The 22623-nt window shown below is 46.8% G+C and carries 16 protein-coding genes; 4 read left to right on the top strand and 12 right to left on the bottom strand.

The window, feature by feature from the left end; all coding sequences use genetic code 11:
• The 3 genes from glgX to malQ form a co-directional block, all read right to left on the bottom strand.
• Positions 1 to 2196 carry a glycogen debranching protein GlgX gene (gene glgX / locus HUB64_RS11955; protein WP_173497054.1) on the bottom strand — a complete coding sequence of 732 codons (2196 nt, stop codon included), beginning with the start codon at positions 2194 to 2196 and terminating at the stop codon, positions 1 to 3.
• A gap of 1 nt (position 2197) precedes the next feature.
• Entirely contained in the window at positions 2198 to 4429 is a 2232-nt protein-coding gene (gene glgB, locus HUB64_RS11950) for a 1,4-alpha-glucan branching protein GlgB (RefSeq protein ID WP_173497912.1), read from the bottom strand.
• A gap of 127 nt (positions 4430 to 4556) precedes the next feature.
• A complete protein-coding gene (gene malQ / locus HUB64_RS11945; protein ID WP_173497053.1) occupies positions 4557 to 6989 on the bottom strand; it encodes a 4-alpha-glucanotransferase in 2433 nt (810 codons plus the stop codon).
• Positions 6990 to 7555: 566 nt separating this feature from the next.
• Between malQ and HUB64_RS11940 the strand changes: the two genes are divergently transcribed.
• A complete protein-coding gene (locus tag HUB64_RS11940; RefSeq protein WP_173497052.1) occupies positions 7556 to 8185 on the top strand; it encodes a peptidylprolyl isomerase in 630 nt (209 codons plus the stop codon).
• A 128-nt stretch (positions 8186 to 8313) separates the two neighbouring features.
• Here HUB64_RS11940 and HUB64_RS11935 read toward each other — a convergent pair whose 3' ends face one another.
• The 6 genes from HUB64_RS11935 to betI all read right to left on the bottom strand — a co-directional run bounded on the left by HUB64_RS11935 (position 8314) and on the right by betI (position 14934).
• Entirely contained in the window at positions 8314 to 8790 is a 477-nt protein-coding gene (locus tag HUB64_RS11935; protein ID WP_006080852.1) for a MarR family winged helix-turn-helix transcriptional regulator, read from the bottom strand.
• Positions 8791 to 8892: 102 nt separating this feature from the next.
• Entirely contained in the window at positions 8893 to 9597 is a 705-nt protein-coding gene (locus HUB64_RS11930; protein ID WP_173246025.1) for a TorF family putative porin, read from the bottom strand.
• A 14-nt stretch (positions 9598 to 9611) separates the two neighbouring features.
• Entirely contained in the window at positions 9612 to 10829 is a 1218-nt protein-coding gene (locus HUB64_RS11925; protein ID WP_173497051.1) for a BCCT family transporter, read from the bottom strand.
• 350 nt (positions 10830 to 11179) lie between these two features.
• A complete protein-coding gene (gene betA / locus HUB64_RS11920) occupies positions 11180 to 12865 on the bottom strand; it encodes a choline dehydrogenase (protein WP_173497050.1) in 1686 nt (561 codons plus the stop codon).
• Between the two features lie 9 nt (positions 12866 to 12874).
• Positions 12875 to 14338, bottom strand: a complete 1464-nt coding sequence (betB, locus tag HUB64_RS11915) for a betaine-aldehyde dehydrogenase (protein ID WP_173497049.1) — start codon at positions 14336 to 14338, stop codon at positions 12875 to 12877.
• The gene (gene betI, locus HUB64_RS11910; protein WP_173246034.1) at positions 14329 to 14934 is read right to left on the bottom strand and encodes a transcriptional regulator BetI; all 606 of its coding nucleotides are present in this window, start codon (positions 14932 to 14934) and stop codon (positions 14329 to 14331) included. The genes betB and betI overlap by 10 nt, the downstream gene beginning before the upstream one ends.
• Positions 14935 to 15533: 599 nt before the next feature.
• On the opposite strand from betI, the gene yiaY reads away from it, so the two are divergent.
• The 3 genes from yiaY (at position 15534) to HUB64_RS11895 (ending at position 18393) form a co-directional block, all read left to right on the top strand.
• The gene (gene yiaY, locus HUB64_RS11905) at positions 15534 to 16682 is read left to right on the top strand and encodes an L-threonine dehydrogenase (RefSeq protein ID WP_028760717.1); all 1149 of its coding nucleotides are present in this window, start codon (positions 15534 to 15536) and stop codon (positions 16680 to 16682) included.
• An 850-nt stretch (positions 16683 to 17532) separates the two neighbouring features.
• The gene (locus HUB64_RS11900) at positions 17533 to 17898 is read left to right on the top strand and encodes a hypothetical protein (protein WP_028760718.1); all 366 of its coding nucleotides are present in this window, start codon (positions 17533 to 17535) and stop codon (positions 17896 to 17898) included.
• A 288-nt stretch (positions 17899 to 18186) separates the two neighbouring features.
• Positions 18187 to 18393 carry a hypothetical protein gene (locus tag HUB64_RS11895; RefSeq protein WP_028760719.1) on the top strand — a complete coding sequence of 69 codons (207 nt, stop codon included), beginning with the start codon at positions 18187 to 18189 and terminating at the stop codon, positions 18391 to 18393.
• Positions 18394 to 18473: 80 nt separating this feature from the next.
• Here the strand turns inward: HUB64_RS11895 and HUB64_RS11890 are convergent, their stop codons facing one another.
• The 3 genes from HUB64_RS11890 to aceB form a co-directional block, all read right to left on the bottom strand.
• A complete protein-coding gene (locus HUB64_RS11890; protein ID WP_006080843.1) occupies positions 18474 to 18842 on the bottom strand; it encodes an acyl-CoA thioesterase in 369 nt (122 codons plus the stop codon).
• 535 nt (positions 18843 to 19377) lie between these two features.
• A complete protein-coding gene (aceA, locus tag HUB64_RS11885; RefSeq protein WP_028760720.1) occupies positions 19378 to 20703 on the bottom strand; it encodes an isocitrate lyase in 1326 nt (441 codons plus the stop codon).
• 139 nt (positions 20704 to 20842) lie between these two features.
• Positions 20843 to 22492 (bottom strand): malate synthase A, encoded by a 1650-nt coding sequence (aceB, locus tag HUB64_RS11880; protein ID WP_173497048.1) that lies wholly within the window; start codon positions 22490 to 22492, stop codon positions 20843 to 20845.
• Positions 22493 to 22623 lie beyond the last annotated feature (131 nt).

The raw sequence follows: 22623 nt of genomic DNA, 5'->3' as shown, positions 1-22623 counted from the left end.
CTATAAAATCAAATCAGCATGAAAAAGCATGAGACTACGATCTTGCAGTAAGTATCGCGTCGCAGAGATCTGAACATCCAGCGGCTCAGTTTGGGTATGAATAAGGCATTGCCACGGACTCAAGTGCTCGAATGTCGGCAGGGTAAAAGCGAGAGGATTGTCGTCGGCATTAACCATCAACAGCAAAGCTTGCTGCTTGCCTTGATCTTCTAAATCACCGGAAAGCACCACAGACAAACTGCGGCACATAGATTCGGTCCACAAGCTCTTGGTCATTTGTTCACCTTGGCGACTAAACCAATCTAATCGAGTACCAATATCGGCTAAGGATTCAGCCAATAACTGTTCGTGAATGAAACGCTTAGCACATAACAGCGGGAAACGTTTCCGCAGGGCAATAAGCTGTTGAGTAAAGGCCAACAACTCAGTGTCCATGCCCTTTGCCGACCAATCAAACCAGTTCAGTTCATTGTCTTGGCAATAGGCATTATTGTTGCCTTGCTGAGTGCGGCCCGTCTCATCACCGCTCAACAACATAGGCACACCTTGAGATAAAAATAGCGTAGTCAATAAGTTACGCTGTTGACGACTGCGAAGCTCCAGAATTGCGCTATCTTCGGTTTCCCCTTCAATCCCATAATGATGGCTGAAGTTTTCTTGGTGACCGTCGCGATTATCCTCCCCATTTGCCAAGTTATGGCGCTGGGTATAACTCACCAAGTCTTTAAGTGTAAAACCGTCGTGACTGGTTAAAAAATTAAGACTGGTCGCAGGTGGACGGCCACTGTGCTCAAAAAAATCCCCCGAGCCGTGAAAACGTCTGGCAAATTCGGGCAACATGCTGTGATCGCCTCGCCAAAAGCGGCGCATAGTGTCTCTATATCTGTCATTCCATTCGCTAAAAGCCACGGGGAAATTGCCCAATTGATAACCACCGGGGCCGATATCCCAAGGCTCAGCAATTAATTTCACTCGGCACAAAACAGGGTCTTGTAACAATGCATCGAAGAAACCTGAGCCGGCATCAAAACCATAGGCCTCGCGACCTAGGCAGGCCGCTAAGTCGAAGCGAAACCCATCGACGCCCATGATTTCTACCCAGTAACGCAGCGAATCAAGCACTAGCTGCAACATGCGTGGATGGTTGATATTTAAGGTGTTTCCGCAACCCGTATCATTAATATAAAAACGCTTATCATTCGGATGCAGACGGTAATAACTGAGATTATCTATGCCACGAAAACTAAAGGTCGGCCCAAGTCGACTCCCCTCGGCGCTGTGGTTATAGACCACATCGAGGATCACTTCGATACCTGCGCCGTGAAGTGCATCCACCATGGCCCGAAACTCACCAATATCGTCGGATGACAGATAACTCGGCTCAGGGGCAAAAAAACCGATACTGTTGTAACCCCAATAGTTAGTGAGCTTTTTCTCGAGCAAAAATGGCTCAGTGAAAAAGGCCTGTACAGGAAGTAACTCGACGCACGTCACCCCAAGTTCGGCCAAATAATCGATAGCTGGCTGAGTCGCTAAACCCGCAAAGGTGGCACGTTTATGGGGTTCAATCTCAGGATGCACCGCCGTAAAGCCTTTAACGTGCATCTCATAAATGATGCTGCGCTCTAGGGGTTTGGGCTGAAACCTCGTCGCAAGGGGCTGAATCGACTGCTTGGCAGCTATCTTGATTAATGGACGAATGTCCACGACCTTGCATTTTGGCACATAGGCAGCGTTATCTAACTTACTGAAAGATAAATCTTCATCCATGTGGTTCAGCTCGTAACCATAGTTAGACTCATGGTCGCGATATTCACCAACGAGCTGGCGCGCATAGGGGTCGAGCAATAATTTATTGGGGTTAAATCTGTGACCAAGCTGAGGCTCATAGGAGCCATAAACGCGATAACCGTAGAGTTGCCCCGCCTTAAGCCCTTGCACAAACACATGCCAGATTTGCTGGGTTTGTTCAGTTAACGCAATACGCGCGACTTCTTGCTCGCCATTGTCATCAAATAAACATAACTCGACCGCTGTGGCGTTAGCTGAAAATAACGCAAAGTTAACGCCATCGCCCTCAACATTAGCACCGAGCGGAAAAGGCTCACCTACCCCTAACGCCCATTTTTCGCTTTGAAATGGGTGGTTTTTAGCGTCAGGGTTGAGCTTAATATCATCAGCCGTGGGCTTTTGCATGCTAGTTAGCCTCAGCCAATCCAGTTGCAGGCCCTATCACTAGGCAGCCCAAGGGCGGCACAGTGATCAGCGCGCTCTGCGCCATTCCTTGCCACGGCAGCGACTCAGCAACCACAGTGCCCGCATTACCTTGATTACTGCCACCATAAATCTGGCTATCGCTATTAAGATATTCGCGGTAATCCCCCGCCAAAGGCAAACCAATACGGAACCCAGTGTGTAATTGGGGCGTCATGTTGATGACAAACACTAACGGCGCATCACCCGCTAACCCGTAACGCACAAAGGTAAAGATGCTGTCGCGGCTATTCTCACAATCTAGCCAACTAAATCCTGCGCCCTCGTAATCCTGAACCGATAAGGCTGGCATTTTTTGATATAAGTGATTGAGATCTTTAAGCCAACGCTGGACGCCTTGGTGCGGCTTGTAAGCCAATAAGTGCCAATCTAAACTCTGGTTATGGTTCCACTCATTTCGCTGACCAAACTCGCAGCCCATAAAGAGTAATTTCTTACCTGGATGCCCCCACATAAAACCGTAATAGGCACGCAGAGTTGCAAATTTCTGCCAATCATCACCGGGAATTTTATGCAGCAACGAACCCTTGCCGTGGACCACTTCATCGTGACTCACGGACAACATAAATTGCTCGGTATAGGCGTACATTAAACTGAAGGTCAATTGATGATGGTGGAACTGGCGGTAAAGCGGGTCACGGCCTAAGTAGCTTAAGCTGTCGTTCATCCATCCCATATTCCACTTAAAACCAAAGCCGAGACCTTGCTGATCCGTCGGCTTAGTCACCCCAGCAAAGGCGGTGGACTCTTCGGCAATCATGCAAATGCCGGGGAAAGCTTGGTACAAGCGTTGATTCAAAATTTGTAAGAAACTGATGGCCTCGAGATTCTCCCGTCCACCATAGGCATTAGGCAGCCATTGGCCCGGCTCGCGGCTGTAATCGAGATACAACATAGAAGACACGGCATCGAGACGCAGGCCATCAAAGTGGAACTCCCGCAGCCAGTAACAGGCATTACTCAACAAGAAGCTGCGCACTTCACCGCGATCATAGTTATAAATCAGGGTATCCCAATCGGGATGTGTGCCCTTGCGAGGATCCTCATGCTCATACAGACATGTGCCATCGAAACGCACTAAGCCGTGGGGATCCTTAGGGAAATGCGCCGACACCCAATCGAGAATAATACCAATCCCCGCCTGATGGCAGGCATCCACAAAGGCCTTTAACCCATTGGCATCGCCAAATCTGTGGGTCGGCGCATAGAGACCCACTGGCTGATATCCCCACGAACCATCAAAGGGAAACTCGCTGATCGGCATCAGTTCGATGTGGGTAAAACCTTGCTCCTTCACATAGGGAATAAGCTGTTCAATCAAGTCTTGATAATCAAGATATTGCTCGCCTTGCTCTCCCTTACGACGCCACGAACCTAAGTGCACTTCGTAGGCCGACATGGGCGCTTTATGCCAAGCAGTCGCCACTCGCTTACTCATCCAAGCGGTATCATTCCAGCTATGGTGAGCTTTTTTGGGCACGATAGAAGCATTGTGGGGCGCGCATTCCATTTGGGTTGCCATAGGATCGGATTTAGTATGGCGCTCACCATTTTGATAAACCAAATCAAACTTATAGTGTGCACCTTCAGCCACATTGGGTAAAAATAGCTCCCATAAACCATTGGCAATATGTTGGCGCATCACATGGCGAGTATCGTCCCAATGGTTAAAATCTCCCACCACAGAAACCCGCTTAGCATTGGGTGCCCACACACAAAAATGCACACCTTCGACGCCTTGGGTTTGACGCCAGTTGGCCCCCAAAAATTCATAGGCACGCTCGGCGCTGCCTTCACCAAACAGGTAAATATCATCACTATTGAGCAGTGAATCAAACTGATAAGGGTCGACTATATCTAACTGACACAGGGGATATTCCACCCGTAGCAAGTAGAGAAACGGCTTGACGCGTCGTCCCAGAGTGCCGGCGAACAGTCCCTGCTCGTTGACCTTGTCCAGACTCGCCACTTTGCGGCCATCTTTAATGCTGATCACATCCACACTGAGGGCATTGCGAAAAAAACAACGAACAATTAATGCCTTACCATCGTTGGCACTGTGCATACCCAAGAGCGAAAAAACATCAGTGTATTGACCATTAAGTAGGGCGACGTCGGCACCATCGTAGAAATAGGCATTGGCTTGAGTCATTATTTTTCTTCCGTTTATCAGTCAATTAAACTTGCAAATTGGCACTCTTTACCCACATCCCCCTAATAATCTCATCTTTAGGGATGGCATAATGTGGTGCGACATAGGCAGCCTTTCGCTGGTGCTAGATTTAGCTCGGTAGCTGTCTCGCCACAGCGATATTTTGTAATCGCTGCAGTATCTCTGGCGAAGTCGACACTTGCGTTAAATTCAGCGGCAGGCGACGCTGCCAATTTGGATATTCGAGCCAAGTACCGGGAATATTCACCGCATGGCGATCTGCTAATAAATCGCACAGTTGCACGCTGTATAGCGCACTATTACCGCGAGCTCCTAAGGTCATCCAAGCCGTGAGCAAGGTTTGAATATCGAGTTCGGCTATCGTCACATCGGCTAACAGACCTTGAGCGACTAACAGTGAAATGAGTTGCTGCTTTTCATGTTCACGCCCAGCGAGCGCCTCGCCTAGCTGCTCGTCAGTTTCAAACAGGGATAACTGTCGACGCAGGTGTAAATCACTGCCACACCACCAAGCGACTAAAGTCGGCACATCGTGGTTCGCCAGCATCATTAAGCTTTGGGACTTATATTGATCCGGTGATTTAAAGCCTTGATGGTCTTTGCAGAAATAGAACAACTCATTGGAATAAATGCCAGAAGTGTAGAGACGATGAATAATGTCAGGTGGCACCAGTCCTAAATCTTCGCCAATCACCACACAGCGAGCACGTTGGCTCTCAAGGCAAACGATGGCAAGCAAGGTTTCGACGGGATAATACACATAGGCACCGTGACCGAGTTGCTTATCCAGCGGCCACCACCAGAGTCGCAGTAAGCCCATCACATGATCGATACGCAAGGCGCCACAGCTTTCCATATTGGCGCGGATCAAGGCGATAAAATGGCTGAAATTATGTTGTTTTAACTTCACAGGATCGAGTGGCGTTAAGCCCCAATTTTGTCCTTGGGGTGCAAAGGGATCGGGCGGTGCACCTATGCTGGCATTCAAACAAAACTGCTCGGCATTAGCCTGTACTTCACTGCCCTGCAGCGCTGCACCGACGGCCAAATCACGGATCAATCCCACCCCCATCCCAACCTCTTTAGCTTTTAGCTGACAGAGGTGTAACTGCTTTTCAGCCACAAATTGCAGGTAAAGATAGAAACCTTCCTCTTGCACAAACGCTTTAGGACTACGCAAATATTCCGCTTGAGCAAACTCTTGTAGCGCACTGCCCTGCTCACGCACAAACTCATGGAATCTTTGCGCTCTGGGCGTGTCATTCGCCAGATGCGTGTCACAAAAAACGCGATATAACTGCTCAAAGGCACGGTATTTCAGCTCGCTCACTTTAGGATAATCGAGCCAATTATCACGATTCAGTAAAGCGATAGCCTCTACCCAAGTAGAACTTGAAAATTCAGTGGCAAGAGTTTGGTATTCAGGAACGCTTTGTAATTGAATATATAGAGGATTAAGTCTGCGGCGATCGCACGGACTATAGGGACTCGGATGCTCTGGCGCCGCGATATCGAGGGCATGCAAGGGATTGAGTTGAATAAAATCCGCGCCCTGCGCCGCCACCAGCCCGACCAGTTGTTCTAAATCACCAAAGTCGCCAATGCCCCATTGGCTCTCGCTGCGCAAACTGTAAAGTTGGACGCTGATCCCCCAAGGTTTATGGCGTTTACCTTGGGCAACAGCCGTGAGTACGCCTTGGTAGGCGGCCCGCGGCGCCACCATTAAGGTGCCAGAAAACAAAGTACGAGTATCAGCCTCTGCCTCTGCCGTCACACAGCCCTCTAGCGCAGAGCTTGCCGCTTGTGTACTTGTCGATAGGGTATGTTTTAAGCTTAAGGCTATGCGATGAAAGCCCAAACCTAACACAGAGAAATCACTCGCATTTTTGTCGGCTGCATGCGCAAATGAGTCTTGGTTTTTGATTAAGGCAGGGTTGTTAGTAAACTCTTGGCTGCTCAGGAAATAGGACGCTAAATTCACCGCTTCAGTCTCGGCGGGCATTAAGTTGTCAGGGAAAGCTTGGGTCTTGGCCTCAGCTAAATCGAGGCGTGCGAATCCCAGTTGCGTAAGATCAAGGCGATAGTGTAGATAAAGCGTTTGTTCAATGCGGTAATCGCCAATGGACTTAAGCGCCGAGAAAGGCACATCGAATACAATGGACTCACCCTGTTCGCATTCAATCGCCACACTCAGATCTGAGGTGTAGGTTTCCGGTAAACAAAGGCTTATCCAAGGTTCATCCACAAAACACCAATGGAATTCAGGTAGCACCTGAGTCCAAGGACGGGCATCCAGTAAATCAATTTGCGACGCGATCAGTGCTTCGGTCAATACCGTATCGACACAGGTCAGCCCAGCATCACTCGATAACGCTTCTGTAGCAGGAGCATCAATGGCAGTCCCTGCCACGCTGTTTTTTTCCTGTAACATACAGGTCAAGATACCTTGCCTGTCTACCTCGGAAATATGGATATTTTGGCCAAAACAATCAGTAAATTCTGCTCCAACTCCCCGCAAATACAGCAACTTTTCCAGCCCCATATTTTGTCGCCCCCGCGACCGCTCATCCATAGCTTTAGATATACAGTAACCATGCCAACGAAAAGTAACAAGAAGATGACATAAATATTTCAGAGAAATAACAAAAAACTTTTTCAAAAAATCAGTAACTTACTAGAAGCACTCAGTTAAGTTGGCGCTCAGTAGCTATCAGGATATAAAGAGTGGAATGCACTAAATTGGGGCATGCGTTCAGCAAGAGGGCAAGCATGGCTCCTAAAGCATGCAATAAGTGAAGAGCAAAGGGATAGAAATAACATGACAAACGTAAGTCATTTTTATGTCATTACATTCAGACTAATACTAACAAATAAGTCAGGTGACATATTAACCACAGATATCAGTGCAACACTTTGTATCAATTGTGTTTTATAACTTGAATAGCCTATCTCTCCTCTGTCAACATCTCGTCTCGCTACAGCATAGAAACATAATAACAACATTAAATTCATGGAACCTGATATGCCCTAGCATATACGCCAAAGGCTCAAACCCATGGAATGCTAAAGCAAAAACACCCCAATGATGATTGAGAATAAGGATATGAAATGAAGAAGTTATCAGGATTACTATTTGTCGGCTGCATAGCCTTGACGGGTTGTGAAGGAAGTACAGATGGTGATTTAACGCCGACGCCACCGACACCCGATCCCACGCCGCCAGCCTTAGCTGCGGATGTGTGTTATTTAATGAAAACCACGAAAGGCGATATCACACTTGCCATTGACTTAACTAACATGCCAATCACAGGTAAAAACTTTAAGCAGTATGTTGATAAGTCTTTCTATAACGGCACCTTATTCCATAGAACCGTTAATAACTTTATGATCCAAGGCGGCGGTTTTACCACTGGGCTCAAAAGCAAACCAGGCGATGCCCCCATCAAGAATGAAGCCGCTGTCGGTATTAGCAACAAACGTGGCACTATCTCCATGGCTCGCACGGATGATCCTAACTCTGCAACATCACAGTTCTTTATCAATGTGTTAGATAATCCACATTTGGATGCGTCTGCGAGTAATTATGGTTATGCCGTGTTTGGCAAAGTGGTCGACGGCATGGATGTGGCGGATCAAATCAGCATAGTACCGACAAAAAACAGCGGTGGTTTTGCTAATACGCCAGTGCAAGAAATCCTGATTAACTCTGTTGCTAAAACAAGCTGCCCTGCTGCTTAAGCATCTAAAAGACGCACAGCTAAACGACATCTAACTAAAAGCAAAAAAGCACTGAAGATTCAGTGCTTTTTCATTTTAAAATCTAATCGATTTTAACGTCTAATCAATTTAAAGCATGAGCTAAACGATTACTCATCCCCTTGGATCTTCCCCACCAAGAGCATAGGCGCCGCATCAATTTTATCGGCGTCCATCATAGTCGCGATACGCTCAACGGCTGAGAGCAATTGACTCTGCTCCCATTCTTCAAGATTCTGATAACGCTTAATAAAATGATCCTGTAACGGTTTAGGAGAGTCCTGTAACAGCGCTCGTCCCGCATCGCTAAGGTATAAATGCACCTTACGTTTGTCAGTCTCACTGCGCAGACGGATCACTAAACCACGGCCCTCGAGTCGATCGATAATGGTCGTTACAGTCGCAGGGCTGAGCGTAATTTCTTCCGCCACGGTTTTAGCCAATGGCGCATCCAATTGGGCGATTTTCTGCATCACCATCAATTGCGGCCCAGTTAAACCTGAGTGTTTGTTCAGCTGGCGAGAATGAATGTCGATAGCGCGTATCACTCGGCGCAGCGAAATAAGCAGTTGTTCGTACTTTTCCATCGTTCTTTTCATTCTCCCCATTCTAAGCAACGAGTGCACCTTACCAGAAAGCGCGACTGAACTCACCAAGAGGAGGCACTTTTATGGTAAAAGTCCCTTAGATTACAACATGAATTGACGCGATACCGACAACACTAGACGCTCGTCACTGGTATCTAAGTTCATGCTAGTATCTTCGGCGGCAAGACTGAAATCAAAGCCACTCCAACTGGTCAGATAGGCGATACGGAAATGATTAAAGGATTTGCCACCATCCCATGACCATTTATCCTCATCAAGTGATGTCGAGCGATCGACACTAAAGCGAATATCATGCCCTTCAGCGACACTGACAGTATGGCCAAGCAACATAGTGTAATGCTCACCACCCAAACCAAAGTAATCCCATGTGTAGGTTAACTTAGCTTCAGAGTGACCCAGTGAACTATCATATCCTAACTTGCTATACAGCTCAGGATAGTTGTACTCATCGGAAAACGACTCGCCGTGGTAAGTGTAATAGGCCAGCCCGACATCGAAACTCAGTTGCTCATTGAGCTGATAAAACTTACCCGCATAGGCATCGAGTTCCAACCAAGTGCTGTCGTTCCCCCCAAAGTCGACGTTCGAGGTAAAGCCGCCCACGTACCATCCCGAATCAAAACCGTAATCTAGACTGCCTTGCAGTGCTGGGCCGCTGTCCGTTTGGCTGACACCGTTAAAAGTGTAATCCGACGTCGCCGTCACAGTGGCCGATAATCCTGCATTGGCCGCTGTTGACATCAATAACAATCCTCCAGCGACAAGATAAAAACATTTTGATTTCATTATCAATTTTTCCATTAGTTAGCTAGCTCAATTTTAGTAAAGTCGATTTTGTTCTCTTTTGGCGAGCGCTCAATGGCACGAACAGTTTGCAATTGCGTCATCATGATGTAACCAAAACAGCTAAAGATCAGGCCGAGTGCGATTGCACCAACCCATTGAATTTGAAGAAAGTCTAATTGAAAGAGTAATGTCAGACTGCAGAGCAAAACTAAGTTAAAGCTGACATATTTAAACTTGCCTAACCGCTCAATCGTCAGGTTAAGATTGTCGGTATACAGGCGTACCAGTGAGTCGAGTGAGTTAATCACAAAGGTCACCCCTACAATCACCATCGCCAGATTATAGAAGCCCGAGGTATCTAACCCATTGGCGCTGTAGTAATAAAGCACGGTGAACCAAATCGCGATGGGAATAGACGGAAACACCATCATGGCCAGCAGCACTTGATAGGTTTTCATCCCGCCGACAAAGCGCGAGGTAAATTGGCCAATCATAATGCTCCACGCAAACCACCAGAACAGATAAAACTCATGGTAGTCATTGATGGGTAACACAAAATGTTGAATATTGCCGAAGTAGTCACCCAGCATGGCAAAGGTCGTAAAGAACTCGCCCACACTCGAGTCAGCCGATAAAAATGCACTGGCCCACATGATGGCAATCAAGCCTAAAAACAACCAAGTGCTCGCCAGACTCAAGATACGCACATAACGTATGCTAGTGCTGGAATACACAGCCGCGGCGATCACCATAAATACGATTAAATAGAAGCTACCGACTATGGTTTCGCCATCACCTAATTCGGGTAAATACCAAGGTAAATTACTCAATAGCAAATAGGCGGTAAAGGCGCAGGTGCCAATAATTACGATATTATTGATGAACTTAACCCAAGGAATATCGAAGAATCTCACCCTAGGCTCGATGACACAAAAATAAAAACAGGTTAAAAAGTAGAAGCTCCAAATCAAAAAGGCCCAGAAGCCAAACTCAATCGCCAGCGGATTACTAAAGCCGTATTCAGGACTCGCCGCCACATTGGCGTAACCCGCAAACTCGGTGAGCGGAAACATGATCAAGCCGACATCAAGTCCTGAGGTAAACAGAATCGCGATAAAGGTAAAAGTACGCACAGGCGTCACGCCGATACAGCGAATATTGCCCCAGCGATAAATCACAAACGCAATCGCGGTAAAAGTGAACAGTATCCCTGCGGATAATAACCAAGTCATAATGAGCACTCAGTCCCAGTCGATACTGGGTGTAAGTCGGCATCTGGATATAAACCCATAAAATGTAACTCCATGTTTTTATTTAATAATAAAAACTGATCCATTTTTAAAGGCAACGTTCTGCCCTCAAGCCTTAAATATCGCTACTTAAAAACACTCCGCGATAGTTAAACCCTGATAGATGATCAGTCGTGAAAGCGGTCATTTGCACACTCACTGCGGGCTGACCGACCCTTTAGATAAAATGAATAATGACCCTTTTGAGTCATCAATTAATGAGTCACTTCAAAATTGAAGCCGCCAGTCCGTCGATTCGACGGACTGAGCAGGCGTGTTGTTAACTTATGGCTTTAACTTGTCGCAGTACTTCTTTGTGTGGTTTGCCAAGCGTCGGCAACCACAACGGCACAGTCTGCTGGCGCTAACATCTCAGCCTCTAAAATCAGATCCGCGGCGCGCTCAGCCAACATTATGGTCGGCGCGTTCAAATTGCCGTTCGGGATAATCGGGAAAATAGAAGAATCCACCACCCGTAAATTCTGCAAGCCATGCACGCGGGTTTCGGGATCCACCACCGCCATCGCATCCGTGCCCATCTTGCACGAGCAAGAAGGATGATAAGCACTCTCAACCGATTGACGCACAAAGGCATCGATTTGCGCATCGGTTTGCACTTGTGTGCCGGGTTGAATTTCCTCACCACGATACTCATCGAATGGCGTTTGATTGATGATCTCACGAGTCAAACGCACGCAGGCCCTAAAGCCTTCAATATCATCGGGATGCTGTAAATAATTGAACTGAATTTTGGGCGGTGCTTTAGGATCTGCCGACACTAAGGTCACGGCACCACGACTCTTAGGCTTGTTATGGCCTACATGTACCTGAAACCCATGACCCGCAAAGGCTTCGTTGCCATCGTAACGCATAGCCGCAGGTAAAAAGTGGTACTGTAAATCTGGCCATTCCAGACCCGCTTTTGAGCGAATAAAACCACAGGACTCGAAGTGATTCGTAGCCCCTAAACCGGATCTATCTAAAACCCACCGAGCACCGATTAAGAACTTGCTGAAAGGATCTAACTTGCCATTGAGTGAAATCGGTTTAAGGCATTTGAATTGGAAATAAAACTCTAAATGATCCTGTAAATTCTGACCAACACCGGGCAGCTCATGTTGTAACTCGACCCCTGCATCGGCCAATACTTGGGGATCGCCAATGCCTGATAATTGCAGTAAATGCGGCGAACCTATTGAGCCAGCAGCTAAAATCACGTCTTTGTTACAACGAATATCTTCAACTTTACCTTTGTGTTCAATGCGAACGCCAACAGCCATTTGTCCTTCCAATAACACTTTATGCACTAAAGCGTGGGTCACAACCGTGAGGTTACGTCTAGCCATCGCTGGGCGTAAATAGGCATTGGCGGTTGACCAGCGTACGCCTTTTTTGACCGTCATATGCATAGGGCCAAAACCTTCTTGCTGCGCCGCATTATAATCGGTGGTCGATAAATACCCCGCCGCAATGCCCGCATCCACAAAGGCTTGGTACAAGGGGTTTTGCATTTGATTGCCGTTATTCACGCCTAACGGCCCAGACTCACCGCGATACTCATCACCACCAAAGGCCCAGGTTTCCGCCTTCTTAAAGTACGGTAAGCAGTGGCTATAATCCCAATCGGTCGCCCCTTGCGCCTGCCACTCATCAAAGTCCCTAGCATGACCACGAACGTATACCATGCCATTGATCGACGATGAACCGCCAAGCACCTTGCCCCGAGGACAATGCATCTTGCGATTATCTAAATATGGCTCAGGCTCAGTTTCAAACTGCCAAGCATATTTAGGGCTGTTCATCGGAATTGATAACGCCGTCGGCATTTGAATAAAGATGCTCTTATCGCTGCCTCCGGTTTCTAATAACAGCACTTCGTTTTTAGGATCCTTTGACAAGCGATTGGCGAGCACACAACCCGCTGATCCTGCACCAACTATGATGTAGTTATAATATTTTTGCTCTAATGACTGAGTCAAAATGCCTCCTTAAAATGGGCTTTCTAAGGGCTGCAGACCCACATAAACGGCTTTAATTTGGGTGTAATGCTTGAGTGTCTCGCTACCGTTTTCACGGCCAATACCCGACAACTTATACCCACCTACAGGCATTTCGGCTGGCGAGGCGCCATAAGCATTGATCCAGCAAATACCCGCCTGTAACTGATGAATGACCCGATGAGCACGGCTGATATCTTGGGTAAACACCCCAGCGGCCAAGCCCATAGCGGTATTGTTTGCCCGAGCAATCACTTCGGCTTCCTCTTTAAAGGTGAGTACCGACATCACAGGGCCAAAGATTTCCTCTTTACAGATGCGCATCTCGTCGGTGCAATGGGTGAAAATCGTCGGGGCAACAAAGTAACCATTGGGAGCATTTTCAGGTGTTAATGCTGTGCCACCGGTGAGCAGAGTTGCGCCGTCATCGATACCTTGCTGAATATAATCGAGTACTTTTTGCTGGTGATCTTTGGAGATCAAGGCGCCAAAGTTAGTCTCTGGCGCCATAGGATCGCCCACCACAATATTGGTTTGAGTACGCATAAGCAGTTTTTCGATAAAGCGTGGATAAACTGACTCATGGATAAACACCCGCGTCCCATTAGTACAGACTTCACCTTGGGTATAGAAGTTACCGAGCATGGCACCTGAAACGGCATTATCGATATCGGCATCGTCAAATACGATAAGCGGTGATTTACCACCGAGTTCCATAGTGACGTCTTTTAATGAACTTGCCGCCGCGGCCATGACTTTTTTACCGGTACCGACTTCGCCCGTGAAGGACACTTTGGCAATATCTGGATGCCCCGTTAACCAAGCGCCAACCTTGCCGTCACCCATCACGACGTTAAATACGCCATCGGGCAAACCCGCCTCACTTAAGAGTTGCGCCAATTTCAGTGCGCCAAGCGGCGTTTCTTCCGAAGGTTTAAAAATCATCACATTGCCGCTAGCTAAGGCAGGTGCGGCCTTCCAACAGGCGATTTGCAATGGATAATTCCACGCGCCAATGCCTGCACAAATGCCTAAAGGCTCACGGCGGGTGTAATAAAAATCCCCACCGACTTGCTGCTGCGCGCCTTCAAGCCCAGGGGCAATATGGGCGAAAAACTCGATAGCATCTGCGCCTGTGACCACATCAACCACTGAGGCTTCTTGCCAAGGTTTACCTGTATCGAACACTTCGATTGCCGCGAGTTCATCATTACGAGCCCGCAATAATGCGACCGCGTTTAACAGAATACGGCTGCGTTCAGTGGCACTCATGGCAGACCAAATAGCAAAGCCTTTTTTGGCGCTTTCGATGGCCGCTTGCTGAATTTTTTCATCGGCCACTTGCACTCGGTACGCCAATTGCCCAGTGGCAGGATTGACGACGTCGAAGGTTTCGCCGCTGTCGTTAGCGAGCAACTGACCCGCAATAAAGTTGTACTGTACTTCTACTGACATGTATTGACTCCATGCTGCTTTATCACATTGTGGATAAAGGTTTTGCATAATTTTTCGGCCTGAACAAAATCCTGCTCAGGGGTTTCACTTAAGGCGCTGCGTAACCAAAATCCATCGATCATCGCCGCCGTTTGCTTAGCAGCCATCAGGGCAAACTCTTTGGGCAACACGTGCCGAAAGGAAAAATGTAAGTTGCTGTATAAGCGGCGACTATTGATATTCTGCAAACGGGCTAACTGGGGATCGTGGACGGCCTGTGCCCAAAAACTCAGCCAAGTGTGAGTGACATTTCGTGAGCGCTGTAACTCGGTAAAATTCGCTTCAACTATCATCATTAAGCGCTCTGTTGGCGCCAACACTTGTCCTTGGATTCGATTGAGCAACGCTTGCTTTAACTGCTCGAGCAAGTGGCGCAGCGTCGCTTGGATCAAGCCCTGCTTACCACTGAAATAATGACTGATGATCCCCGACGACATCCCCGCCAACTGACTAATGCTGTTGATGGTCGTGTGCTGCAATCCATGCAAGGCAACCGATGCTAATGTCGCATCGATAAGCTGCTGTCTGCGTATCAATTTCATTGCGGCTTTAGGCATAAATACTCAAGGAATAACCACTCTCTCAATACTCTGAACGACGTTAATTGAACGTTCAATTAACAATCATGATAATGATTAGTGATGTAACTATCAACCTAAAATACCACAGTGACAAAGCTCACAAGTTAGTTATGTAAAAAAGAATTAACCTGTAAAAACAAGATAAAACTATAGATTCCTTTGACTTACGGCCCTACCACAACCACAGCAGTACGCATAAATCAATATTAGATATCAAACTAATTAATTGGAGTTAATGCTACAAATGAGAGTATTCATGAGGTTTAACCTCTGTTAGATTTAACAATTGAGCCGTCAAATGCTGGATAAAAAGTGGGATAAAAAGTAAACGAAAAATGCACAGAAATGATGCATCACCAGGGGCGCTAACAACGCTAAAAAACCATATCGTACGCCAACACTAATACCCGTCATAAAAGTCCGAAATTTAGTTACCCAGTTCCAACTTTAGTGGGAAATTACCCTCAGATAAGCGCCGAACTCGATCAAGCTCACACTTTCACTACCTCCAAATTGGTAGCTTGATCACCAGAAAAGAACACAACTTAATCTTTACAAGCAAATAGGTGGATTTTATGGCTGCTAAATTTTTTATTCCTTCTGTCAACGTATTAGGCCAAGGCGCAGTGGATGATGCTATCGGTGACATCAAAACCTTAGGCTTTAAACACGCACTCATAGTGACAGATAAACCCTTAGTCAAGATTGGCTTAGTGGGTGAAGTGGCCGAAAAACTCGGTCAAAATGGTATTACCTCCACCATCTATGATGGTGTACAACCTAACCCAACCGTGACGAACGTCGAAGCGGGTTTAGCCCTGTTAAAAGCCAACAAGTGTGACTTTGTAATTTCACTCGGCGGCGGCTCACCCCATGATTGTGCCAAGGGTATCGCCCTTGTTGCAACCAACGGTGGCAGCATCAAAGATTATGAAGGGTTAGATCAATCCGCGAAACCACAGTTGCCGTTAGTGGCCATTAATACGACGGCAGGTACTGCCAGTGAAATGACGCGCTTCTGTATCATTACCGACGAAGCCCGCCACATTAAAATGGCGATTGTCGATAAACACACCACGCCTTTGCTGTCGGTCAACGACCCTGAGTTAATGCTGAAAAAGCCTGCGAGCCTAACTGCCGCAACAGGTATGGATGCACTGACTCACGCGGTTGAAGCCTATGTGTCTATTGCAGCGAACCCGATCACCGACGCCTGTGCGATCAAGGCTATGGAATTGATTCAAGCTAACTTAGTCAACGCAGTTGAAAACGGTCAAGACATCAACGCCCGTGAACAAATGGCCTACGCCCAGTTCTTAGCAGGTATGGCGTTTAACAATGCCAGCTTAGGTTATGTGCATGCGATGGCGCACCAATTAGGCGGTTTCTACGATCTGCCCCACGGCGTGTGTAACGCTCTGCTGCTGCCACATGTGCAGGAATACAACGCCCAGGTCGTCCCTGCTCGCTTAAAAGACATTGCCAAGGCTATGGGTGTCGATGTGTCTGCGATGACAGATGAGCAAGGTGCTAGTGCGGCGATAGCGGCAATCAAAAAACTGTCTGTTGCGGTTAAGATCCCAGAAAACCTGACCTTGTTAGGCGTGAAAGCGGAAGATATTCCAACACTTGCGGATAACGCGTTAAAAGATGCCTGTGGATTCACCAATCCAAAACAAGCGACCCATGCGGAGATCTGTCAGATCTTCACTAATGCGCTGTAATTGTGCGCTGTAATCGCCATACCTTACCAATCGCAAGTTAGCACACAACAATCGTGCGCTAACTTGCTGGATAACGACTTATTGTCCTGCTAGTGCGTAAACACGACTTCATCCTCCAATGAATTCGTTTTAGGCTCCAATAGTGCACAGATTATTGCTGCACTATTGGGGCCTTTTTTACACCTGTATCAACAAGATGGTGAGGTAAGTTACTATCTTAAAAATTGAGTAACAAAAACCAACATAAAACTCAGTGTCTATGCACCTTTGCACTGACAAAACACTCACAAATCTGCATATTCAAGAAGAAAGGATCTGAACCTCAAATATTCATAGCAAAATGATATAAAAAACGTGATCTCTGTGGGTTACAGACTGTTACAGATCCGATAAGATGGCCCCAGTTCGCTTTTTCCCTGCAAAAGATGAAGCCAGCTGAGAGGCCCGTTCTAACGAATGGGCCTCTGTCCATTCTACCTTCTGCGTTTCCTCTGCGACAACTTATGCTGCCACTTACTCATATAGCTCCCATCAAAGTTTAATTAACCTATTTACTCCGCTGTTCGCTCTTTTTATCAATAAGACTTACTGACGACCAAGTTGTTGCTTTATTAATCAGTAATTCAGCAAAAGCGAAACTTCACCCAAAACTGAGATCTAGCACAAAGTTATTGGCATAAAACTCATGCTAAATAGAGACATGACAGATTAAGTAAATGGTTAATTTTCATGCAGTAACTATCCTTCTCCGTCAAAAAACATCAAGGCTATATAGACTTAATTAATGATTGACCGAATTCAAAAACGATGCCTATGATGGCAACAATATCCTCGAACAGGTAGGTACGCTATGACTGCAATCACCCATGTATATAACTACACAGTTAGATGTCCACATTACAAAGATCCTGAACATCCCGTTACTTGGTTAAATCATATTGAAATGAACCAGTCCTGTGAGATCGCGTTAAATCGCATCACTAAATGGCACGAGCTTTCTGGGGAAAAAACCTTCGAAACGAATAAGTTTGTGGTTCGTAAAGCCGAAAATGAAGATGCTTACTTCTCAATGCAGAGTGATAGACTCAAAAACGACGGCCATGCCTTAGTCACCTTTAAAATCTTTTTAGACGATTGCTGTGACGATGCGGCGCCTGAAGAAATCATGCAGCACCTGATTGAAGACTATCAACAACGCTTAGCCAAACTCGAATAATCTTTGCAGTATTATTTAGCGACCTTAGACGCCAGTGCGCAAAACGCCACTGGCGTTTTTATTTGTCGAGTTCGATAACTCAATCCACGACGTCATTTAATGCTCTTAGTTTCACTCACTCGGTTGATACTCGAACAGAAGCATTGCAACAGCGGCTCAGCAGATAATGTCGCCATAGCGTGATTCAGCTCAAGATCTGTTATATTGTCCCGAATGTCATTTTGCACAGTAAAAATGGCAAGGCCCAGTAAATTGAGTTACGAACTTAAATTGAGGATTGGCATCACAATGAATAAAGCGACGCTCATTATTATTCCTTTATTACTCGCTACATCCGCCTGTGCGGATTTAAAGGACGCAGGCCGTGCCATCGGCACAACGACTAAAGAAGTCACCACTGAGATAGGCCACGCGACTCGAGACACGACAAAAGCCATAGGTCATGCTTCACGGGATGCGGTCAAATCGGTAAAAGAAGATTTAACCAAAGACTAATGACAGTGACGCCTAGGCGTCACTGCTCATTTTAAGCATCTTATACATTTAAGCATCACGCATTTTAAGCGCCACGCCCCTTAAGCCGCATTCGCCCGAATACCATGGGGAACGGGCAATCCTTGGGCATTCACATGCACAAACACCATCTTATCTATACTCACCACTGGCGCCTGCGTCATCTTATTACGTACTTGACAGCTGACAGTAATCGAGCTGTGGCCGAGACTCACTAGCTCCAGACCAAACTCAATCACATCCCCTTGATGCGCTGGCGTCATAAAGTTGATTTCAGAAATCAACTTAGTCACATGACTTGTGCTCTTCATCTGGCAGGCAGCAAAAATAGCGGCCTCCTCGTCTATCCAGCTGAGCAACTGACCGCCAAACAGGGTATTTGCTGGATTTAAATGTTCAGGTTTAACTAAACGGCGACTGTAATATTTCATGGCGGTGACCTCAATGTGAATGCCAACAATCAGCTTTAATACGCTATAACTTCCCACTGTATTCAGAGCATTTTTCAGGCCACTATTGATAGCCATTAAATAACAATGAGATAGCAATAAGCTGCTGTAAAATAATCCGATTACTGCACCAAGTCGTATCAGAGTTGCACCATATTAATCAGCGCGATAATGAACCAATAAGCAAAAAAAATAGCGACTCATAGAGTCGCCAAGCTAAGGCAAGCAAAACTTACTGGGTAGGAAGTTAAGTCACAAGGTTTGACTTAAAAACCCGCACAGCACATGTAGGCGAACTGCACGGGGACAACAGCTGCAAAGCAGCTAAACACAGGCTTACGGGTAACACTCTTTCATACTCGACTCGAAATTTAAGTCGCAAGATCGGTAACTCATCACAGTCCGCTCTTGCCCTCTATTTCGAGTTTTTAACCACGCCTCACCAGATACATCAGCATAAGGCGTGCTAAGGAGTGATCCACAATCACAATGGATCATCCTAAGCGCTGCTTACTGCTTAAAACTGCTCTTCTTCGGTAGACCCAGTCAGTGCGGTCACTGAAGAATGGCCACCTTGAATAACCGTAGTCACTTGGTCGAAATAACCTGTGCCCACTTCCTGTTGATGCGCGACGAAGGTGTAACCTTTCTTCGCTGCTGCAAACTCAACTTCTTGAACTTTCTCGACATAATGCTTCATACCTTCGCCGCGCGCATAGTCGTAAGCGAGGTCGAACATGTTGTACCACATGTTGTGGATGCCGGCTAAAGTGATGAACTGGTACTTGTAGCCCATGTCTGACAATGCTTGTTGGAAGCGCGCGATAGTGGCGTCGTCCAGATTTTTCTTCCAGTTGAACGAAGGCGAACAGTTATAAGCAAGCAGTTGATCTGGGTACTGAGCATGAATCGCTTCAGCAAAAACACGCGCTTCTTCAAGATCCGGTTTAGCGGTTTCACACCAAATCAAATCCGCATAAGGGGCGTAAGCTAGACCGCGAGAAATCGCTTGGTCAAGACCTGCTTTCACACGGTAGAAACCTTCATTGGTGCGCTCGCCAGTCACGAAATCACGATCGTATGGGTCGCAATCTGAAGTTAACAAATCGGCCGCGTTAGCATCGGTACGGGCAATAACCAGCGTATCGACACCGCTCACGTCCGCTGCTAAACGTGCAGCAACCAGCTTTTGTACCGCTTCTTGGGTTGGCACTAATACTTTGCCGCCCATGTGACCACATTTCTTCACTGAAGCTAACTGATCTTCAAAGTGAACACCGGCAGCGCCCGCGTCGATCATCGACTTCATCAGTTCGAAGGCATTTAATACGCCGCCAAAGCCCGCTTCTGCGTCAGCAATAATTGGCAGAAAGTAATCAACAAATTTTTCATCTTCTGGATTAACGCCATTGCCCCACTGAATTTGGTCAGCGCGACGGAATGAGTTATTGATGCGTGACACCACAGCTGGCACTGAGTTAGCTGGATATAAAGATTGATCTGGGTACATAGTGCCGGCTAAGTTAGCATCGGCTGCCACTTGCCAACCTGAAAGGTAAATCGCTTCAATACCCGCTTTCGCCTGTTGTACCGCTTGACCACCCGTTAACGCACCCAATGAATTCACATAGCCTTTTTTAGCGCCACCGTTAACCAATTCCCATAACTTAGCAGCACCGCGCTTAGCGATAGTATTCTCAGGCACGATTGAACCGCGAAGCGCAACCACTTCTTCTGCGGTATAAGGACGACGCACGTGTTTCCAACGTGGGTTTTCTGCCCAATCTCTCTTGATTGCATCAATCTGCTCTTGACGTGAAGTCTGAGTCGTTGCCTTAGTCATAGTGTCGCTCCTTTCTCTTTGATGTTGTAGCTATCATGAAACTGCCCCCAGTTTCACTCTGCTAAATTGTTTGGTTGGCGGTAGCCCCGCCACAGCTAAATCTGGTTTACCTAAAACGGTTCAAGCAAATGAGCTCATTCTAAGCTGTCAGCATTTCGTAACCGGGTAAGGTTAAGAAATCGACCAGCTCGTCGGAGGTGGTAATGTCTTCAAGCAACACCGCTGCTTGAGTGAATTTGCCATAGGTGAATCTGTCGCTACCCACTTCTTTTTTCACGTTCGACAGCTCTTCAACCAACATGTCTTTAAAGAGTTGTTTGGTCACTAATTTGCCGTTTGACAGCGACTTACCGTGTTGGATCCATTGCCAAATTGATGCTCTAGAGATCTCAGCCGTAGCCGCATCTTCCATTAAGCCGTAAATAGGTACACAACCATTGCCACTGATCCACGCCTCTAAATACTGCAGGGCGATACGAATGTTCAGACGCATCCCTTGTTCAGTGCGCTCACCATCGCAGGTTTTAAGTAACTCACTAGCCAGAATTGGCGCGTCGACATCACGGGTAATATGTAATTGATTACAGTGATCTTGGCCTATGTATTCGTTGAAAATCCCCATAGCGGTGTCGGCAAGGCCAGGGTGCGCTACCCAAGTGCCATCGTGGCCGTTACGCGCCTCAAGCTCTTTATCTCGACGAACTCGCTGCAATACGGCTTCGTTCTGAGCAGGATCTTTAGCAGGAATAAAGGCTGCCATGCCGCCCATCGCTAAAGCTCCGCGTTTGTGGCAAGTCTTAATCAAGAGTCTTGAATAAGCGCTTAAGAAAGGCGTATCCATAGTGACGGCTTGGCGATCCGGTAAGACTCGGTCGCTATGACGTTTTAATGTTTTGATATAGCTGAAGATGTAATCCCAACGACCACAGTTCAGTGCGACGATATTGGAACGTAGTTCATAGAGAATTTCGTCCATTTCGAACACGGCAGGCAAAGTCTCAATCAAGCAAGTACATTTAATCGTGCCCGCTTGCAGACAGAATCTGTCCTCAACAAAAGCAAACACTTTTGCCCACCAGCGCGCTTCAATATGACTTTCTAACTTAGGAATATAAAAATATGGACCACTGCCTTTGGCCAAAAGTTGGCGATAGTTGTGGTAGAAATACAGTGCGAAATCAAACAGTGAGCCAGGAATCGCTTTGCCATTAAACTGCACGTGTTTTTCTTTAAGGTGCAGACCACGAACGCGGCAGATAAGCACTGCAGGATTTGGTCCTAATTTATAGTGCTTACCCGTGTCCGGTGCTGTGTACTCAATCTCACCACGCACGGCATCACGTAGATTGATTTGACCTTCGACGACTTTTTCCCAGCTCGGTGCTAAGGAATCTTCAAAGTCGGCCATAAACACTTTGGCATTGGCGTTGAGTGCGTTAATCACCATCTTACGTTCAACGGGACCTGTGATTTCTACGCGGCGGTCAAGCAAGTCATCGGGAATACCGCGAATTTGCCATGCACCATCACGAATAGCGCGGGTTTCAGGCAGAAAGTCAGGTAATGCTCCTTTATCAATACGTGCTTGTTTATCTTTACGTTTAGCGAGTAAGGCAGGTACTTCGTCGGCAAATTCACGACAAAGGGATTCGAGTAAGGCGACAGCCCCTTCGGTAAATATGACTTCTTGGCCTGGAATGTCACGACCCACAATATTAAGCGTGGCGTTTGCTGTAGCTTTACCCAGTGTCGAATTCAATTGCTGTTCACTCAAAGTGTGTTCCGTCATCTTGATGCCCTCCCAAGAGGCTCCACTATCACAGGCTTAACGCTGACATATAAAGCAGTAGCATCCCCAATCACCACTGCTTATAAACTCACCAAAAAACCATCAAATGTTTTTTTCGAACTAAAACTTAC

The sequence above is a fragment of the Shewanella sp. ISTPL2 genome (assembly GCF_013283205.1).
Taxonomy (GTDB): Bacteria; Pseudomonadota; Gammaproteobacteria; order Enterobacterales; family Shewanellaceae; genus Shewanella; species Shewanella oncorhynchi.
Note: the sequence above shows the minus strand (reverse complement) of the source record. Positions and strands in the feature narration are given on the sequence as shown.

Excerpts from the sequence above, each read along its gene's own strand:
- HUB64_RS11900 (WP_028760718.1), top strand. The coding sequence starts at position 17,533 with ATGACTGCAATCACCCATGTATATAACTACACAGTTAGATGTCCACAT.
- aceA (WP_028760720.1), bottom strand. The coding sequence starts at position 20,703 with ATGACTAAGGCAACGACTCAGACTTCACGTCAAGAGCAGATTGATGCA.
- betI (WP_173246034.1), bottom strand. The coding sequence starts at position 14,934 with ATGCCTAAAGCCGCAATGAAATTGATACGCAGACAGCAGCTTATCGAT.
- HUB64_RS11890 (WP_006080843.1), bottom strand. The coding sequence starts at position 18,842 with ATGAAATATTACAGTCGCCGTTTAGTTAAACCTGAACATTTAAATCCA.
- malQ (WP_173497053.1), bottom strand. The coding sequence starts at position 6,989 with ATGGGGCTGGAAAAGTTGCTGTATTTGCGGGGAGTTGGAGCAGAATTT.
- HUB64_RS11925 (WP_173497051.1), bottom strand. The coding sequence starts at position 10,829 with ATGACTTGGTTATTATCCGCAGGGATACTGTTCACTTTTACCGCGATT.
- aceB (WP_173497048.1), bottom strand. The coding sequence starts at position 22,492 with ATGACGGAACACACTTTGAGTGAACAGCAATTGAATTCGACACTGGGT.
- HUB64_RS11940 (WP_173497052.1), top strand. The coding sequence starts at position 7,556 with ATGAAGAAGTTATCAGGATTACTATTTGTCGGCTGCATAGCCTTGACG.
- HUB64_RS11895 (WP_028760719.1), top strand. The coding sequence starts at position 18,187 with ATGAATAAAGCGACGCTCATTATTATTCCTTTATTACTCGCTACATCC.
- glgX (WP_173497054.1), bottom strand. The coding sequence starts at position 2,196 with ATGCAAAAGCCCACGGCTGATGATATTAAGCTCAACCCTGACGCTAAA.
- betB (WP_173497049.1), bottom strand. The coding sequence starts at position 14,338 with ATGTCAGTAGAAGTACAGTACAACTTTATTGCGGGTCAGTTGCTCGCT.
- HUB64_RS11930 (WP_173246025.1), bottom strand. The coding sequence starts at position 9,597 with ATGAAATCAAAATGTTTTTATCTTGTCGCTGGAGGATTGTTATTGATG.
- HUB64_RS11935 (WP_006080852.1), bottom strand. The coding sequence starts at position 8,790 with ATGGAAAAGTACGAACAACTGCTTATTTCGCTGCGCCGAGTGATACGC.
- yiaY (WP_028760717.1), top strand. The coding sequence starts at position 15,534 with ATGGCTGCTAAATTTTTTATTCCTTCTGTCAACGTATTAGGCCAAGGC.